Raw genomic sequence first — 15,851 nt, 5'->3', positions numbered from 1 at the left:
TCGGCAGCGTTTAGACGGTGAAGAACAGCCGCCGACCATCCGGGCCGGTCGTCTCCTCGATCCGCGTTTCATACACATCGCTGAGGAGCGCGGCATCGAGCGTGGTGGCAGAAGGGCCGTTTGCCACCACCCGCCCCGTCTTCAGCACCAGCACGTCGTCCGCAATCCGGGCGGCCTGATTCAGATCGTGCAGCACCAGCACAACCCCGGCCCCCGCATTGGCGGCGCGGCGAAACAATTTCAGCATGTCGAGCTGATGCGCAGGATCAAGGATGGCGAGCGGCTCATCGGCGAGCAGCCATTGCGGCTCCCCCGCCAGCAGCCGCGCCAACAGAACGCGCGCACGCTCCCCGCCGGATAGGCTGTGCACGGGCCGGTCCGCGAAAACGGTCGTCTCGGTATCGGCCATGGCCTTGTCCACCGCAGCCAGATCAACCGGTGACGGGCCGCCGAACGGGCCGCGATGCGGCAGGCGGCCAAGCGCCACTAGCTCGCGCACGGCAAGGTTCCAGTGCACCACCGGATCCTGCGCAACATAGGCCAGATGCCTTGCCCGTTCCCGCCCCGGCGTGGAGGCGAGCGGCGCGCCATTCAGGATTGCCCTGCCGCTTTCCGGCGCGACCAGACCGGTCAGGCATTTAAGCAGGCTGGATTTGCCAGCGCCATTGGGGCCGAGCAGCACGGTGATGCGGCCGCACGCAAAGCTCGCTGATACGCCGTCCAGCACGCTCGCTCCGCCCAGGCGAAGCACAATATCCTCCGCCTTCAATTCCACAGAATGCGCCCCTTGTGCCGCAAGAGGAGCCAGAAGAAGAAGGGCGCGCCGATCATCGCCATGGCAACGCCCAGCTTCACTTCGTTCGCGCCGGGGGCCAGCCGCACCAGACTGTCCGCCGCCAGCAGCAGCGCCGCGCCGCCCAGGGTGCTGGGTAGCAGCAGGGCGGACGGGCGCTCACCGAACCAAGGGCGCAGCAGATGCGGCACGATTAGCCCCACAAAACCGACCACACCCGTCACCGCAACGCCGGCCCCCACGCCGAGGCCGACAGCACAAACGATCAGCACTTGCAGCCGGCCCATATGGACGCCCAGCGATTTCGCGCTTTCCTCCCCCAGCGCCAGCGCATCCAGCGCGCGGCCGGTGGTGAGAAGCAGCGCCGCGGAGAGCGCGATGCAGGGCAGCGCCCAGGCGGCCTCCGCATAACCGCGGTCCGTGAGCGCGCCCATGATCCAGGTCACGATCTCGCTGGTCGCGAAGGGATTGGGCGAGATGGAGATGAGGAAAGCGGTGAGCGCGCCGCCCAGGCTGGCGAGGATGGTGCCCGCCAGGATCAGCGAGACCGCGCTGGCCGATCGGCCGACGAACAGGCCGAGCAGTAGGATCGCCGCGCCCGCCCCCGCCATCGCGCTGCCAAACAGGGCCGGAAGGCTGCCTCCCACGCCGAAAAAGATCGCCGCCACCGCGCCGAAGGCAGCGCCCGAGCTGATGCCGAGCACGCCGGGGTCGGCCAACGGATTGCGCATATAACCCTGCAAGACCGCTCCCGAGAGCCCCAGCATCCCGCCGATGGCGAGACCCAGGATCGCGCGCGGCAGGCGCAGTTCCATGATGATCCACCAGCGCGGATCGGCGCTGAACCATGCGGACAGCGGCACCCAGACCTTTCCCGCCATCAGCGAGCCCGCGAATAGAAGGAGCGTGAGCGCGGTGAGCAGCGCGAGCTTTGCGGGGCGGTTCATAACCATCAGCGCAGGCCCTGCCGCGCCTGCGCAAGGCGCTTCGCCAACGGGATCAGCGTCGGGCCGCCGCAATAGAGCAGGTTCTGCGGGAAATCCTCGATCTGCACCCGCTGCCCGCTCGCTTGCAGTGCATCGATGCGGCGGCGGCGTGCGCCGTCCTCGCGCGATCCGGATGCGGCAGAGCTACCGCGCCGGTCCATGAACACCACGCGCGGCGGATGCGCGACCACATATTCGCTGGGCAGCACGTCCCAGCTGGCAAGGCCATAATCCGCGCTCGCGTTGCGAAAGCCGCTATGGTTCATCACGTCGCCCACCAGCGTGCCCTGCCCCGGCACCAGCCCGTCGCCGAGCCAAACCAGTGCCGGTGTTTTCGCGTCCGACTGCGCAGCCGCCAGCGCCGCATCGATCCGGGCAAGCAGCGCGCGCCCGCGTTCCGGGGCATCCAGCGCCTGCGCCATGTCCGCAATCTGCTGGCGGCTCTCCGCGATTGTGGCAGGCACGCCGAAGACCTGCACCGCGATCCCCTGCCGATCGAGCGCGTTGCGCGTGGCCGGAGATAGATGTGCGCCCGTCACCACCAGATCGGGTTTCAGGGCAATCACCTCTTCCGCCGTGCCGCCGACGCTGTCGAACCGGCGGGCTTCGTCGACATCCATGGAGCTTGCCTGCGGGTCCTGCGAATAGGCGCTGATCGCCGCGATCCGCCCCGGCTCCACCAGCTTTGTCAGGATCGCGTCGGTGCAAGGATTGAGCGAGACGATCCGCTGCGGATCGTGCGGAGGGCTGGCGGGCGGCGCCGCTGCCGGTGCGCAGGCGCCAAGCCCGCAAACCAGCAGAAGCGCCGCCCTCATTTGCATCAGAACCGCGCCCTGACGCCCGCATAGGCCGCGCGGCCCGGCGTGCCGTAATTGGCAACCGTTTCATATTGCGCATCGAACAGGTTCTCGATGCGCCCGTAGAGCTCGATCCCCTCGGTGATGCCATAGGATGCGCGCACATCGGCGATGGCGTAGCCGTCCAGCCGAACGGTGTTGGCCGCATTGTCGAAGCTGTCGCCGACCACCAGCACGCCCGCGCCCAGGCCGATGCCCCAGGGGCTCTGCCAATCGGCGGAAACGCTCACCGTCTGTTCGGGCCGCCGGGCAAGATCATTGCCGAAATTTGCGCCGGGCGAACGGTTGGTGGTATCGACCCAGCTATACTGGCCGGTCACATCCAGCCGGTCGGTCGGCCGCAGCCGCAGCGCCGCTTCCACGCCCTCCGCATGAGTGGCGGCGATGTTGAGATAGGTGAAGGTGGCGTTATCGAACGCGATCTGGTTTTCGGTATCGCGGTTGAAATAGGTGACGCGCGCCTGCGCCGCATTGCGCAGGAAGTTCTGCTCGATCCCGAAATCATAGCTGTGCGCCCGCTCGGCGGCGAGCGACGCTGTGCCATAGGCGCTGAACTTTTCGAACAGCGACGGCGCCCGGAAGCCCTCTGCATAAGTGGCGCGCAGCACAGTGGCACCGCCATTGGGGCTGTAGGCGGCGTTCGCGCCGAAGGTGGTCTCGCTCTCGCCCTTTTCCTGATCGTCGTAGCGAAGCCCGCCGGTGACGGTAAGGCCGGTGAACGGCCGGACAATCGCCTCGCCATAAATCGCATTCTGACGCTGGGAATAGCGGTTGGGCTGCGTCTCGAAGGCGGGCGAGATGGTGTCCAACCGCGACAGCTCCGTCTCCGCACCGAACAGCAGCGTCACGGCGCTGACCGGCGACAGCTCTCCGCGATATTCGAACCGGTCGAGCTTGCCCTGGCTAAGGAAGCTGGGCACGTCCGCCCCGCCGGACCGCTCAAAATTATCGCGGCTCACATCGGTATAGGTATAGGCGAAACGGTTTTTGAACCGTCCGTTCAGAAGGGCGAGGTTCGCGCCGGTATAACCGACGAACAGCTTGTTTTTCGAAAAATCACCGGTGTCGGCCAGCGTGAAATTGGGCGGCGGAAAGCCGTCAAATTCGGTCTTCGCGTCGATATAATAGCCGCGCGCATCGAGGCTGAGCGCCTCGGACAGGTTCACGCGCAGCTTCCCGTTCGCGGTGAAGTTGCGATAGCCGTCGCGCTCCGTCCCGCCGAGATTCTCGTCGAAGGCGGAAATACCGTCGGTGCGCAGATAGCCCGCACCCGCGCTACCTTCCAGGATGCCGCTGGTGCCGGCGATATTGGCAAAGCCTTGCGCGCTATCGCGATAACCATATTCAGCGCGGCCACGCGCCTCAAAGCCGTCCGTCGGCTGGTCGGAGACGATGTTGACGACGCCGCCGATCGCCTGACTGCCCCAGACGATGCCGCTTGGCCCGCGCAGCACTTCGATCCGCGCGATGTTGCCGGCCAGCAGCTGGCCGAAATCCACCCCGCCCTGCGGCGCGGAGGGATCGTTGATCTTCACCCCATCGAGCAGCACCAGCGTCTGATAGCTCTCGGCGCCGCGGATGAAGACGCCTGCGGTCTGGCCGATGCCGCCGTTGCGCGCCACGGTGATTCCCGGCGTGCGGGCCAGCGCCTCGTCGAGCGAGCGGAAGTCCTGAATTTCGTCGCGGGTGATAACCGTGACGGCCTGGCCGGTATCATCCGCCGGCTGTTCCAGGCCCGACGCGGTGACCACGATGGTAGGGTCCTGCGTATCCTGCGGCAGATTGCCCAGATCCTGCGCATGGAGAGAGGCCGGCAGGCAAATGCCTGCCAGCAGGAGAGAGATCGATAGTCGCACTATATTGTCCTTTCACGTCGACGACCAAAACCATGCCGTCGCGCGAAGGAGAGCCCTCGTTTCTTCCGGTGCACCCCGCCCGGCCGAAAAGACAGCGGCTATGGGCAGGTCTCCTGGCTCCCGGGTCACCGCATCGCGCTCCACCTTCCCGGATGTCTCCAGTGGCAAATCGAAGCGCGCGCTCGCCGGTCACAGTTGCGGGGGCAGCGCCGGATTCGGGATCACACCCCCACCGACTTCCCTCTTCGTCCCGCGGTCGCCCGCGGAAACCCATGGCCTGCCCGCGCCCATAGATGGCGCGTGGGGCTAAGGCAATCGCCCTTTCCAACCCCGTTCGATCTCCCTATGTCCGGCCGCAAATAGAGACGAAACAGGAGCCAACATGCCGACGATCAGGGTGACAGGACGCGACGGGGAAGAAAAAGCGGTCGAGGCGGAAGACGGCTTCACGCTGATGGAAACGATCCGCGACAATGGCTTCGACGAACTGCTGGCGCTGTGCGGCGGCTGCTGCTCATGCGCCACCTGCCATGTGCATGTCGATCCGTCCTATATGGACAAGCTGCCCGAAATGGACATGGACGAAGACGACCTTCTGGAAAGTTCGGATCATCGCAACGAATATTCGCGGCTGTCCTGCCAGATCCCCATCACCGACGCGCTCGACGGCCTGAAGGTCACGATCGCAGCGGAAGATTGAGCTCTCCGATCTTTCTTATCCCCTGAGCGCGCGGGACATCGGTTCTTCCAGCACCGGATAGCCATGGCCGTCCGGCAGACAGATATATTCCCCGTCCGCGCGCTCCTCGACATAGGTCAGCACCATGCGCACGGGCACGCTATCGGCATGCACGCGCGCAGCTTCGAAATCGGAAAAGAGCGCGAGCCGTTCAAGATTGCGGCGCGTAGGAAAGATCACGCTGATCTCTCCCGCATCGGCGCGGCGCAGCACTTCCTGGGCGCTTGCCCAGAATAGCGATGTATTCTCCGTGCGGTCGGCCTCTCCGCGCAGCACGGCGTCACCCGCATCGGCGATATAGAAGCGCGTATCGAACACGCGTTTTTCGATGGTCCCCGGCGGCCGCCAGCGCGCCCAATAGGTGAAGCGCGCCAGATCGAGCGACCAGCCGCGCTCCTCCAGCAGTTCAGAAAACAGCACGCCATCGTTCAGCGCGGCGCGCACCTCGGCGCGTTCCCGGCTGCCCGGATGCGCACCGCCAGCGATGATTCCGATCGAAAGCCCGGTCTCTTCAAGCGTTTCGCGAATGGCGGCGATGCGCGCAGCCCCTTCCTCACGTTCCAGCTCCGGTGCCAACCGTTCGGCCAGGTCATAGTCGTCGGGATCGACGCGGCCGCCGGGAAACACCGCGGCCCCCGGTGCGAACGCCATTTTGGCCGACCGCTCGACCATGCACAGCAGCGGCGGCCCGCCGTCCGGATCGGTGCGAAAAATGACGACGGTCGCTGCGGGAGTGGCGGGGGGAAGGCTGTCGGTGTCGCTTGGGCTCGGCATGATGCCAATATGCGGTTTCGCGGCCGAAATGCGATGAAATTTCTAAGCAAGGGGGCCGTAGCTGAGCTCGGTCGAGTCCCGTCCGCCCGCATGCTGGGACCTTTTCGATCAGCCCGGCAGTCTCAACTCCGCCGTCAGTCCGCCGCCCACCCGGTTCGTCAGCGTCACCGTGCCGCCATGTGCGCGGGCGATCGCGCGAGCGATGGTAAGGCCCAGACCGCTGCCGCCCGTCGCGCGGTTGCGCGAGGCCTCGGCACGGGCGAACGGTTCGAACATCGCCTCGATGCGCGCCGGATCGATCCCCGGCCCGTCATCCTCGATCCGCACCAGCGTATCCACGCCCTCTCGCAGCACCGTGACCCGCGCAGCGCCACCATATTTCAGCGCATTGCCGATCAGGTTGCGCAGCGCGCGTCGCACGAGCACCGGACGCAGCGCGGTCGTAACCGGCGCCGCAGGCTCTGCCAGCGTCACTGCGCCGCCGCGATCGACGAACTCTTCCACAACGGTCTCGGCCAGCGCCGCAAGATCGGTACGCCGCATCTCCTCTCCCGACCGGCCAAGCCGCGCGAGCATCAGGATATCGTCGAGGATACCGACCATCTCGTCGATCGATTCGGCCATGCGCCCACGTTCGGCATCGTCCTCAACCGATTCGATGCGCACCCGCAGTGCGGCGAGCGGTGTTTTCAAATCATGCCCGATCGCTCCCAGCATGACGTCCTTTTCGCCGAGGAGCGCGCTCACCCGCGCCTCCATGGCATTCATCGCCACGATCAAGCTTCGCAAATCCTCAGGCCCCTCCTCGGGAAACGGTTCGTCCGCGCCGCTGGCGGTGAAGGCGTTGGCGCGGCGGGTGAGCGCGCGCAGCGGCCGGGTGACGCGCAGCGCAATAAAAGCGAGCGGCACGAGCACCGCCAGATACAGGATCAGCGTTTGCAGGATTAGCCAGCCGATCGCCGGAGCACCGCGCACCGGCAGCGGCGCGGAGGTGCTGATCCACAGGCCGGAGGGAAGCTGCGCGGATACGATCAGCGCCTCAGTGGCGCGCGGTGCTTCGTCGCGCATCCGCTCACGTAGCGAACCCCGCCGCCCCGGACGGCGGCGCAGTTCCCGCGGCACATGGTCCCGATCGACCCGCTCCACCCGAACCGCACGAAAAGAGGTGCCGTTCGCTTGCGCGGCCTCCATCACGCGCAGCGCCAGATCGGGCTGAGGGACTCCGTCCGGTTGCGGCGGAACTTCGCTGAGCATGGGCATAACCCTTCTGCCGCGGCGGCGGGCGGACGGGCGATCGCCGCGCGCGGCCAGCCGCTCCGCGCGATCCGCGGCAAAAATCAGGCGGCCGCCCGCAAAGGCACTCGCCTGCGTCATCGCCTGCTGATCGCTCGCCCGCAGCAACAGCGTGAAGTTGACGAGCTGCGCGAAACCCAATGCCAGCGCCGCCGCCATCAGGATCTGCCCGACCAGCGTGCGGGGCCACAGTCGCCGCAAAAGCCTCACGATGTGCGTACGTCCGCGGCCAACCGATATCCCCCGCCCCATACCGTCTTGATGAGCGCGGGATTGCGCGGATCGGCCTCAATCTTCTTGCGCAGCCGGCTGATCTGATTGTCGATTGCGCGGTCGAAAGGTCCTGCCTCGCGCCCTTGGGTGAGATCGAGTAGCTGATCGCGGCTTAGTACCTGCCGGGGCCGTTGCACCAGCGCCTCCAGCAGACGATATTCGCCGCTGGAAATCGGCACCAATGTGCCATCCTCGGAATAAAGCTCCTGCTCGGCCGGTTTCAGCGTCCAACCGGCGAAGCGATAATCGGTGGAGCTGCCTTGTTCCGCCCGCGGCCCCTGCGCCGCGCGTCGCAGGATCGTCTTGATTCGCGCCACCAGTTCGCGCGGGCTGAACGGTTTCACCACATAATCGTCCGCGCCCATTTCCAGCCCCACGATCCGATCGGTCTCCTCGGACCGGGCGGTGAGCAGGATCACCGGAATTTCGCCCTGCTCCCGGATATGGCGCGTCAGGCTTAGGCCGTCTTCACCGGGCATCATGATGTCGAGGAGGACAAGATCGATGCCATAGGCTCCAAGCGCCTGCCGCGCCGCGGCGGCATTGGCGGCTTCGGTCACGCGGAAACCCTGACGCTCCAGATAGCGTGCCAGGGGATCGCGAATCGATGCTTCGTCGTCGACGAGCAGAAGGTGGCGCCTGCCGTTCATATCAATTGCCGCATAATGCCTGCGACGCCGGTCGGTTCGGAAGGCGCAGTCTTTCTCCGAAGAGTTGGACTACGCCTTCCACGATGCCACGCTCGGGGGGAGGATGAGCGGACACCGTTCCGGTTCAGCCGGCCTGACGCTGGGCCCGGCGCGCCTTGCGCGCATCGCGAGCCGCCTCGCGCTCGGCGGCGGAGATGGTTCCGTCGCCGTCCGTATCGACCTTGTCGAAACGTGCAAGAGCCGCGTTACGCATTTCTTGCAAAGAAAGCGCACCGTCCCGATTTGCGTCAGCCCTTTTCATCATGCGCATCGCGCCGCGATGATGCCCGCCGCCGCGCTTGCCCGCTGCTTCCGCGCGATCGCCGCGCGCCGGACGATCCGTGAACTCGGCGAGACTGAGCGCGCCATTGCCGTCCTTGTCCAGCGCCGCGAACCGCTTCGCGCCTCGCTCGCCCTTGCGCTCACCGCGCGCTGCACGGCGCTCGGCCCATTTCTGCTTCTGCTCGGCGGTCGGCTCCGGGCGATTCGCGCGCCGCTCGGCACGGCGCTCCTGCCGTTTCGCGCGCATTGCATCGCGCCCGGCCTTCAGCTCAGCCTGGGTGAGTTCGCCATTATTGTCCGTATCGAGCGCGGCAAACCGCTGCTGCATCCGGGCCGCGCGATCGGCCTGATCGACAACACCGTCGCTATTGGCGTCCATCTTGGCGAAGCGCGCATCCACCTTGGCGGCAACCTCGGCACGGTTGGCAGGCGCCTGATCGCGCGGGCTGCCCTGAGCGAAAGCGGCGGTCGCCGTCGCCAGAAGCGCCGCGCCGCCCAAAAGGATCGATTTCTTCATCATACTCTACTCCAATTCCATCCGTTGAACGGACAGACCCTTGCAGGGGTCTCGTCACAGTGGCCGGAATAGAGAAGATATGTCGCGCAAGTTTGCCGACGACGGGCGAAATTGTCGCAAATTGTAACGCCGACGGACTTCGTCAGTCGTCAAAGCCGCGTACATTCTCCAGCAGGCGATCGTCGAAATGATCGCCGTGCAGGACCGAGATGTCGCCGGTCGATTCGAGGATCACCGCGCGTACCTTATCGAAATCGAGCGCATTGCTCTCGCGCAGCTTGGCGATCACATCGCTTTTTGTTACGCGCGCCGCCTTCAGCGCCTCTTCGTTCATCACCCCGTCGCGCATCAACAGGCGCGGCTTGTTGCTGAGCACATTCTCGATATCGTCCGTGCCCTTGCGCATTTTCGCGAGCACAAACTGCCCTGCGAACAAGAACACGATGGCTACAAGGCACTGCACGAAAGCAGGCCATTCACTCACCGTCGCCGCGCTCGCCAGCAGCGAGCCGGTCGCGACTGTCGATACGAAGTCGAAATTGGTCATCTTGGAAAGGCTGCGCAGACCCACGATGCGAATCGTGAATACAACGAACAACAGCGCAATGATCGTCAGTATCGTTCCGCGGAGTAGAACGTCGAGCCAGATATCATCGGGAAAGAACATGTCGGCACGCCTAGCACGGCAGGGGCAAGGCAGCGACATGATAAAAATGGAGCGGGTAGCGGGAATCCGCTCCACATCGCACAAAGGCTGAAAGCCGCAGAAAACCTCAACGCTCTCCAATCAGGAAACGTCTTGTATCCTGCCGAGTGGGAAGGTCAATGTCCCGATGAGAACAGCGGCCCGATGATCACCGGCAGTGCTTACCAACCGTTTCATGGGTCACTCAGACGTATTCAGCAGAAAATCAAGGCAGCCGACGAAGGATAATACGTTTTGCATCTGAACCGACGGTTGCTATAACAACCGCGATTGGAGGTAAGATGCTAAAGGTCGGCTTTATCGGTAATGGCGGAATCGCGAAGGCTGCCCAGAAGGCTCTTGATGAAGCAAGCCATCTAAACGTCCGGACCGTTGGAACTCTGGTTCGCAGCGGGAGTGATTGCAAAAGCGGTACTTTCGAGGACATAGACGCGCTTCTTGAACAGTCTCCGCATCTGATCGTGGAATGTGCAAGCCATTCGGCAATCGCTGCTTACGGGGAGAGAATTCTTTCCGCAGGCGTCTCCCTGATGGTCGTATCAATCGGCGCGCTTTGTGACGACAGCCTGCATGAACGGTTGAACGGCGCGGCGCAGCAAAGCGGCGCTCAATTGGTTCTGGTGTCCGGCGCTGTCGGCGGCTTGGACGCTTTGCGCGCCGCGCGGCGCGGTGGGCTCACCAAAGTTACCTACCGTGCCCGCAAACCTTCTTCGAGTTGGGAGGCGAGCACGGGGGAACTTGAGGTGGACCTTGCAATCCTTGACAAACCGACGGTCATCTTTGCCGGCTCGGCGCGCGAGGCGGCGCGTATGTTCCCGAAAAACGCCAATGTCGCAGCATCCGTGGCGCTTGCAGGTCTGGGGCTTGATGAGACCGATGTCGAACTGATTGCAGATCCGCAGGCGTCCCAGAACACGCATGAGATTAGCTTTTCAGGCGCCGATGGAGATTTCAATTTCCGCATGTGCGGCAATCCTTCTCCGGACAATCCGAAGACGTCGATGCTGACCGCTCACAGCGTAGCGCAGGCGATCGTCGAGTTTGGAGATTTTACCTGATGGATCGCATCGAAACGCGCGCCCTGGTCGCAGGCAAATGGCGGCAAGGCAGCGGGGATCTCGTCCAATCCCGCAATCCATTTGACGGCTCTCAAATTACAGAGCTTCGCTTCACTGATGCGTCCGATGTCGAGGAGGCCGTCGCTGGTGCCAAAACAGCGCAGACAGACGCAGCCTGGCGCGAAATGCTCCCGCATAACCGCGCACGATTATTGTACCGAATCGGCGACAAGATCGAAGAGAACGCGGAAGCGATTGCGTCACTGCAGACCTTAGATACCGGCAAAACGCTGACGGAAACCGGCGCTCTGGCAGCTAGCGCGGCGGGCACCTTCAGATATTATGCCGCTGCGCTCGAAACATTGGAAGACGCGATAACGCCCAGTCGCGGCGAATATCTGACCATGTCGGTGCACGAACCTATCGGCGTGGTCGGCGCGATCACACCATGGAACTCACCGATCGCCAGCGATGCCCAGAAAATTGCCCCAGCGCTGGCCGCCGGCAATGCGGTAATCCTAAAGCCGGCGGAATGGACGCCACTGGTTTCCCTAGCGCTCGGGAGGCTTTGCGAGGAGGCAGGGTTGCCTCCGGGTCTTTTGTCGATCCTTCCTGGTCATGGCAGAGAAACGGGTGCGGCGATCGTCAGTCATCCCGCAATCGGCAAGGTCAGTTTCACCGGCGGTACGCAGACCGGTTTGACCATCGCCCGGTCGGCCGCCGCGAAGCTTATGCCTGTGTCGCTGGAACTGGGCGGTAAATCGCCAACGATCGTTTGCGACGACGCCGACATTGAGCGTGCTATCGCAGGTATCCTGTTCGGCATCTTCAGTTCCACCGGACAGTCCTGCATCGCCGGATCACGTCTTTTCGTTGCCCAGTCGCTTTACGCGGAGTTTGTCGATCGGTTGGTTTCGGCGACGCGTTCGTTGAAGGTCGGCAATCCGCGCGACAGCCAAACCCAAGTAGCCTCGATGGCGGATCATTCGCATCGCGATAAGGTCGCTGCCTATGTCGAGCGCGCGCGAGATGAGGGCGGCAAGGTCCTTTGCGGCGGCACCATACCGGGCGGCAAGCTTCGCAAAGGCGCATTCTATATGCCCACGATCATCGCCGATCTCGCTCCAGATGCCGAAGCACTTCGCGAGGAGATCTTCGGGCCAGTCCTCGCAGTACTTCCGTTTCAGGACGATGAAGATCTTATCGCTCAGGCCAATGATAGCGTCTATGGACTGGCGTGCGGCATCTGGTCGCGCGATGCCGCGCGCTCCTGGCGGATTGCCCGGCGAATTGAGGCGGGTACCGTTTGGATAAATACCTACAAGCAATTCAGTATTTCCACCCCCTTTGGAGGATGGAAGCTGAGCGGTATGGGGCGCGAAAAAGGACGCGAAGGCATACGCGGATATCAGCATCAGAAATCCATCTACTGGAATATGGCTGACGCCCCACACCCCTGGGCTGGAGTTTGATTGCAAACCAGGGAGTTTTGATGGCAAAGCGCCGGCGCGCTAACGAAGGAAAGCAAATGCCGGCTGAGACTGATCTTGACCAATTGGGCAAGAATGTACGCGAAATAGACGAACGTTATCTGGTCCCCGGGCTAATGCGCGGGCTGAAAATCCTCGAGGGATTCAGCCGCGAGCGTCAGGAACAGTCAATCGCACAGATGGCTGCCCGCGCCGAACTTTCTCGATCGACCACCTTTCGGTTGGTCTACACTCTGGAAGCAATCGGCTATCTGGAACGGATAGGCGAATCCAAGACCTACCGGCTCGGCACCAAGGTTCTTTATCTGGGATACAGTTTCTTGGCAGGTCGTGAACTTGTCGACGTCGCTACGCCGATATTGGAGCGTTTGCGCGACGACACCCACTGCTCGACACATCTTGTCGTGCGTGAGGGAACCGAGATCGTCTACGTGGCGCGGTGTAGCGGCAACACGCGGCTGGTAAGCGGCATCACCGTGGGCACGCGGCTTCCGGCGCATGCCACTGTCACTGGCCGTCTAATCCTGGCTCATATGCCGATCAGCGAAGTTGTCGGGCTCTACGAGACATATCAGTTCAAGCAGTACACCCAATCGACGATCTCCAGTCTGGGTCAGCTCATTTCTCAGCTGGAAGAGGATCGCCGCAAACCAAGCTTGGTGAGTTGGGGTTATTTCGATCCCGGCATCTCCAGCTTGGCATCACCTGTCATGAATCGCGCTTCGGTCGTTGAAGCTGCGGTAATCGCGACCTGTCCGATCGATACCTACCCGCAGGAGCGCTTCGAGAACGCAATACGCGAGCGGGTTGAGCAAGCGGCATCGGATATATCGCGTGCCTTGGGCTACAACGCACCCGATCAGTAGTTGACATCGCAAAAGTTCTGATATCAACTAGCGGTTGATATATGAACAACGATGCCGCACCCGCACGCAACCCTGAAGCGACCCCTGGCTATTTCGGCTGGCGCGTACTCCTGGGAGCTGCGGTAGGCCTTGCCTTCAGTCCCGGGCCGGTTTCGCTCTTGCTCATCGGAGCTTACGCCCCGGTATACGCTCAGCGATACGGATGGTCGTTTGGGGCGATCATGTTCAGCCTCACCATTCTCAATCTGGCCACCATCGTCGCCGCGCCGTTTGCAGGACGGCTTATCGACCGGTTCGGAGCGCGGACATTGTTGTTTCCCTCGCTGATAGCGATGGCGCTTTGTCTGCTGGCAATTGGATACGGCGTTACGAGCCTTCCGGCGTTGTACGCGGTGTGTGCCCTTTTTGGCTTCTCCACCGTCGGTGCGCAAAGCCTCACCTACAACAAATTGCTGACCGGCTGGTTTGACGCCAATCGGGGGCTCGTACTGGGAATTGCCTCCTCAGGCCTTGGCCTTGGTTATTCCATTCTCCCGCTGATCATCGGATTCGGCATGGCGGCCTATGGGCCTGGCGGAACCACACTGCTGCTAGCGGCGATCATTCTTCTACTGCCCCTCGTGGTGAACCTCTTCGTTGCGCACCCGCGTCCAGACCGCGAAGCCAAGGGGAATGAAGCCCGGAGCGATCCGGTGGGCCGCACATTGCGGCAGGCGGTTACGACGCGCTATTTCTGGCTTTTGGCCATTGCCATCTTTCTTGTTTCGATCATCGCGACCGGCATCGTTCCCCAGTTCGCCAACGTTTCGAAAGATCTTTCTTTCACCACGGCCCAGGCAGCAACGATCGCGTCCGTGTTCGGGATCGCAACGCTCATCGGCCGCCTGGTCGTGGGCTGGCTTTTCGACCGCTTCTTTGCGCCGCGAGTAACGAGCATCATCTTCTTCGCAGCCGCTCTAGGTTATGCTCTTGCCGCATGGACGGTGTTCGGAGGGCTTGGATGGACCGGCCTGCTTATCGCTGGCATCTTGATGGGCCTTGGCTTCGGTGCTGAAAGCGATTTGATCGGTTATCTAGCCAGCCGCTACTGGGGCTACCGCCATTTCGGTGCGATCTATGGCAGTCTGCTATCCATCTTCATCCTGGGCGCTGCGACCGGGCCGCTATTGTACGGCACGATGCGCGATATCGCGCAAAGCTATGGACCGGTGTTCATCCTGTGCGCGCTACTCGGGACAACGGCCAGCGGATTAATGCTGTTGCTGCCGCGTTTTCCAACTGCCGAAGAATTGCATGACCCCGTGCCGGTCCGCACGCCCGGCCTTGTTCCCGCCGCCAACGAAAGCAATATCCGATGACCGATCAAACCACGGCTCCGCATGATCACAACAAGCCGCTCGAACAGATATTGAAGGAGCGCGTCGCCCGTTTCGAGACGCGCCGCTATGATTGGAACGCCCTGAAATTTCAGGCCGATTACGATCCAAAATACCGCCGGGCCCAAATTCGTTATATGGGCACCGGTGCCACCGGCGTGGCCCATGACGAAAATGTCGTTCCCGCCGAACATTTCACTTTTTCGACCATGTGCCTTCCCGCCGGCTGCGAGGGGCCGCCGCATGTGCATACGGATGCCGAAGAGGTATTCTTTATGTTGAAGGGCTCGATCCGCCTGACCCTGCAGGACGGCGACGACACCGCTGAAACGGTACTGAAGGAACGAGACCTCATCTCAATTCCCCCTGGTGTTTATCGCGGCTTGATAAATGAAGGTCAGGAAGAGGCGCTGATGTGCGTGATGATCGGCAATCCGAAGCCGGTCAAACCGACCTATCCGGACGATCATCCGCTGTCGAAGATTAAACGGCCGTGAGCACGTCCGCGATCCGGACCCTTGCCGGGACCGTAGTGGAAGAGACGGTCGGCGGACGCGGCCCGGTGCTGCTCCTTCACGGCATTGGATCGCGGGCGCGAGGCTGGCAGGCGATGGTGCAGCGGCTGAACGACGTCCATTGCCTCGCTTGGGATGCACCCGGCTATGGCGAATCGATACCATTGGCCGCTGGGGAGCCGGAGGCTGCAGATTACGCCGCGCGCGCACTGGCAGTGCTCGATGAAGCGGAGATCGAGCGAGCACATGTGGTCGGCCATTCGCTGGGCGCGCTGGTTGCCGCCGCGCTGGCGCGAGAAGCCCCCCACCGTGTCAGCAGCCTATTTCTCGCCGATCCCGCGATGGGATATCGTAACCAGCCAGCATCAGAACGTGCTGCCATGATCAGCGAACGCGTAGAACGCCTGAAGCAACTGGGGGCAGCCGATCATGCGGCCAAACGCTCGCCGCGGCTGCTGTCCGATTATGCAGGGCCGGCCGCCCGGGAAACCGTCCGCAACGCAATGGCTTCGCTTACCGAAACCGGATACGCCGCCGCCGTTGCGATGTTGGCTAGCGGACAGCTGGAAGACGATCTTCACGATTGGAACGGCCCGCTTGCTTTCGTTTCGGGCGAACTGGATTCCATAACACCGCCGGAACCAGCGGCTGCGCTGGCAAGGCGCTTGGACGCTCCGTTCACGCTAATCGAACGTGCGGGCCATGCCTGCTACGTCGAACAGCCCGAACGCTTTGCGCAACTCTTGGGTAATCACCTCATTCAGCTGGAGGGCTAACGGTA

General features: G+C 62.9%; 16 protein-coding genes and 1 riboswitch. Of the genes, 7 read left to right on the top strand and 9 right to left on the bottom strand.

What is annotated here, in order from left to right; translation table 11 throughout:
- Window positions 1–10 precede the first annotated feature (10 nt).
- Genes H7X45_RS13970 through H7X45_RS13955 form a run of 4 tightly spaced genes read right to left on the bottom strand, consistent with a single transcriptional unit; the run spans window position 11 to window position 4,492 of the window.
- The gene (locus H7X45_RS13970) at window positions 11–775 is read right to left on the bottom strand and encodes an ABC transporter ATP-binding protein (protein WP_187335383.1); all 765 of its coding nucleotides are present in this window, start codon (window positions 773–775) and stop codon (window positions 11–13) included.
- Window positions 766–1,740: a FecCD family ABC transporter permease gene (locus H7X45_RS13965; RefSeq protein ID WP_187337169.1), complete on the bottom strand. Its 975-nt coding sequence runs from the start codon at window positions 1,738–1,740 to the stop codon at window positions 766–768. Before H7X45_RS13965 ends, H7X45_RS13970 begins: the two co-directional genes overlap by 10 nt.
- 5 nt (window positions 1,741–1,745) lie before the next feature.
- Window positions 1,746–2,600 (bottom strand): ABC transporter substrate-binding protein, encoded by an 855-nt coding sequence (locus H7X45_RS13960; protein WP_246449476.1) that lies wholly within the window; start codon window positions 2,598–2,600, stop codon window positions 1,746–1,748.
- Window positions 2,600–4,492, bottom strand: coding sequence for a TonB-dependent receptor plug domain-containing protein (locus H7X45_RS13955; protein WP_246449475.1), 1,893 nt, complete (start codon window positions 4,490–4,492; stop codon window positions 2,600–2,602). Before H7X45_RS13955 ends, H7X45_RS13960 begins: the two co-directional genes overlap by 1 nt.
- A gap of 86 nt (window positions 4,493–4,578) precedes the next feature.
- Window positions 4,579–4,781, bottom strand: a riboswitch (cobalamin riboswitch).
- Between the two features lie 93 nt (window positions 4,782–4,874).
- Between H7X45_RS13955 and H7X45_RS13950 the strand changes: the two genes are divergently transcribed.
- A complete protein-coding gene (locus H7X45_RS13950; protein ID WP_187335382.1) occupies window positions 4,875–5,192 on the top strand; it encodes a 2Fe-2S iron-sulfur cluster-binding protein in 318 nt (105 codons plus the stop codon).
- A 15-nt stretch (window positions 5,193–5,207) separates the two neighbouring features.
- Here H7X45_RS13950 and H7X45_RS13945 read toward each other — a convergent pair whose 3' ends face one another.
- From H7X45_RS13945 to H7X45_RS13925, 5 genes are all read right to left on the bottom strand, one after another.
- Window positions 5,208–6,005 carry an NUDIX hydrolase gene (locus H7X45_RS13945; RefSeq protein ID WP_187335381.1) on the bottom strand — a complete coding sequence of 266 codons (798 nt, stop codon included), beginning with the start codon at window positions 6,003–6,005 and terminating at the stop codon, window positions 5,208–5,210.
- 108 nt (window positions 6,006–6,113) lie between these two features.
- Window positions 6,114–7,508: a sensor histidine kinase gene (locus H7X45_RS13940; protein WP_187335380.1), complete on the bottom strand. Its 1,395-nt coding sequence runs from the start codon at window positions 7,506–7,508 to the stop codon at window positions 6,114–6,116.
- Window positions 7,505–8,221, bottom strand: coding sequence for a response regulator (locus tag H7X45_RS13935; protein WP_187335379.1), 717 nt, complete (start codon window positions 8,219–8,221; stop codon window positions 7,505–7,507). Before H7X45_RS13935 ends, H7X45_RS13940 begins: the two co-directional genes overlap by 4 nt.
- Window positions 8,222–8,345: 124 nt before the next feature.
- A complete protein-coding gene (locus tag H7X45_RS13930) occupies window positions 8,346–9,062 on the bottom strand; it encodes a CREC-EF hand family protein (protein ID WP_246449474.1) in 717 nt (238 codons plus the stop codon).
- Between the two features lie 139 nt (window positions 9,063–9,201).
- Window positions 9,202–9,726 carry a DUF421 domain-containing protein gene (locus tag H7X45_RS13925; RefSeq protein ID WP_187335378.1) on the bottom strand — a complete coding sequence of 175 codons (525 nt, stop codon included), beginning with the start codon at window positions 9,724–9,726 and terminating at the stop codon, window positions 9,202–9,204.
- Between the two features lie 320 nt (window positions 9,727–10,046).
- On the opposite strand from H7X45_RS13925, the gene H7X45_RS13920 reads away from it, so the two are divergent.
- From H7X45_RS13920 to H7X45_RS13895, 6 genes are all read left to right on the top strand, one after another.
- Complete coding sequence (locus H7X45_RS13920; RefSeq protein WP_187335377.1) at window positions 10,047–10,823, top strand: aspartate dehydrogenase; 777 nt, start codon at window positions 10,047–10,049, stop codon at window positions 10,821–10,823.
- Complete coding sequence (locus H7X45_RS13915; RefSeq protein WP_187335376.1) at window positions 10,823–12,295, top strand: aldehyde dehydrogenase; 1,473 nt, start codon at window positions 10,823–10,825, stop codon at window positions 12,293–12,295. Before H7X45_RS13920 ends, H7X45_RS13915 begins: the two co-directional genes overlap by 1 nt.
- A 56-nt stretch (window positions 12,296–12,351) precedes the next feature.
- Window positions 12,352–13,179 (top strand): IclR family transcriptional regulator, encoded by an 828-nt coding sequence (locus H7X45_RS13910; protein ID WP_187335375.1) that lies wholly within the window; start codon window positions 12,352–12,354, stop codon window positions 13,177–13,179.
- A gap of 221 nt (window positions 13,180–13,400) precedes the next feature.
- On the top strand, window positions 13,401–14,537 hold the full coding sequence (locus H7X45_RS13905; protein WP_246449473.1) for an MFS transporter: 1,137 nt from the start codon (window positions 13,401–13,403) through the stop codon (window positions 14,535–14,537).
- Complete coding sequence (locus tag H7X45_RS13900; protein WP_187335373.1) at window positions 14,534–15,052, top strand: cupin domain-containing protein; 519 nt, start codon at window positions 14,534–14,536, stop codon at window positions 15,050–15,052. The genes H7X45_RS13905 and H7X45_RS13900 overlap by 4 nt, the downstream gene beginning before the upstream one ends.
- Window positions 15,049–15,846 (top strand): alpha/beta fold hydrolase, encoded by a 798-nt coding sequence (locus tag H7X45_RS13895; protein WP_187335372.1) that lies wholly within the window; start codon window positions 15,049–15,051, stop codon window positions 15,844–15,846. The genes H7X45_RS13900 and H7X45_RS13895 overlap by 4 nt, the downstream gene beginning before the upstream one ends.
- The last annotated feature ends 5 nt before the right edge of the window (window positions 15,847–15,851 follow it).

It is taken from the genome of Novosphingopyxis iocasae, from assembly GCF_014334095.1.
Taxonomy (GTDB): Bacteria; Pseudomonadota; Alphaproteobacteria; order Sphingomonadales; family Sphingomonadaceae; genus Novosphingopyxis; species Novosphingopyxis iocasae.
The sequence above is the reverse complement of the archived record's forward strand: the minus strand, read 5'-3'. Positions and strand labels throughout refer to the sequence as shown.

What these genes read in the sequence shown, in the direction of transcription:
- H7X45_RS13950 (WP_187335382.1), top strand. Translation starts at nt 4,875, where the DNA reads ATGCCGACGATCAGGGTGACAGGACGCGACGGGGAAGAAAAAGCGGTC.
- H7X45_RS13905 (WP_246449473.1), top strand. Translation starts at nt 13,401, where the DNA reads ATGTTCAGCCTCACCATTCTCAATCTGGCCACCATCGTCGCCGCGCCG.
- H7X45_RS13920 (WP_187335377.1), top strand. Translation starts at nt 10,047, where the DNA reads ATGCTAAAGGTCGGCTTTATCGGTAATGGCGGAATCGCGAAGGCTGCC.
- H7X45_RS13930 (WP_246449474.1), bottom strand. Translation starts at nt 9,062, where the DNA reads ATGATGAAGAAATCGATCCTTTTGGGCGGCGCGGCGCTTCTGGCGACG.
- H7X45_RS13965 (WP_187337169.1), bottom strand. Translation starts at nt 1,740, where the DNA reads ATGAACCGCCCCGCAAAGCTCGCGCTGCTCACCGCGCTCACGCTCCTT.
- H7X45_RS13900 (WP_187335373.1), top strand. Translation starts at nt 14,534, where the DNA reads ATGACCGATCAAACCACGGCTCCGCATGATCACAACAAGCCGCTCGAA.
- H7X45_RS13915 (WP_187335376.1), top strand. Translation starts at nt 10,823, where the DNA reads ATGGATCGCATCGAAACGCGCGCCCTGGTCGCAGGCAAATGGCGGCAA.
- H7X45_RS13910 (WP_187335375.1), top strand. Translation starts at nt 12,352, where the DNA reads ATGCCGGCTGAGACTGATCTTGACCAATTGGGCAAGAATGTACGCGAA.
- H7X45_RS13925 (WP_187335378.1), bottom strand. Translation starts at nt 9,726, where the DNA reads ATGTTCTTTCCCGATGATATCTGGCTCGACGTTCTACTCCGCGGAACG.
- H7X45_RS13945 (WP_187335381.1), bottom strand. Translation starts at nt 6,005, where the DNA reads ATGCCGAGCCCAAGCGACACCGACAGCCTTCCCCCCGCCACTCCCGCA.
- H7X45_RS13935 (WP_187335379.1), bottom strand. Translation starts at nt 8,221, where the DNA reads ATGAACGGCAGGCGCCACCTTCTGCTCGTCGACGACGAAGCATCGATT.
- H7X45_RS13960 (WP_246449476.1), bottom strand. Translation starts at nt 2,600, where the DNA reads ATGCAAATGAGGGCGGCGCTTCTGCTGGTTTGCGGGCTTGGCGCCTGC.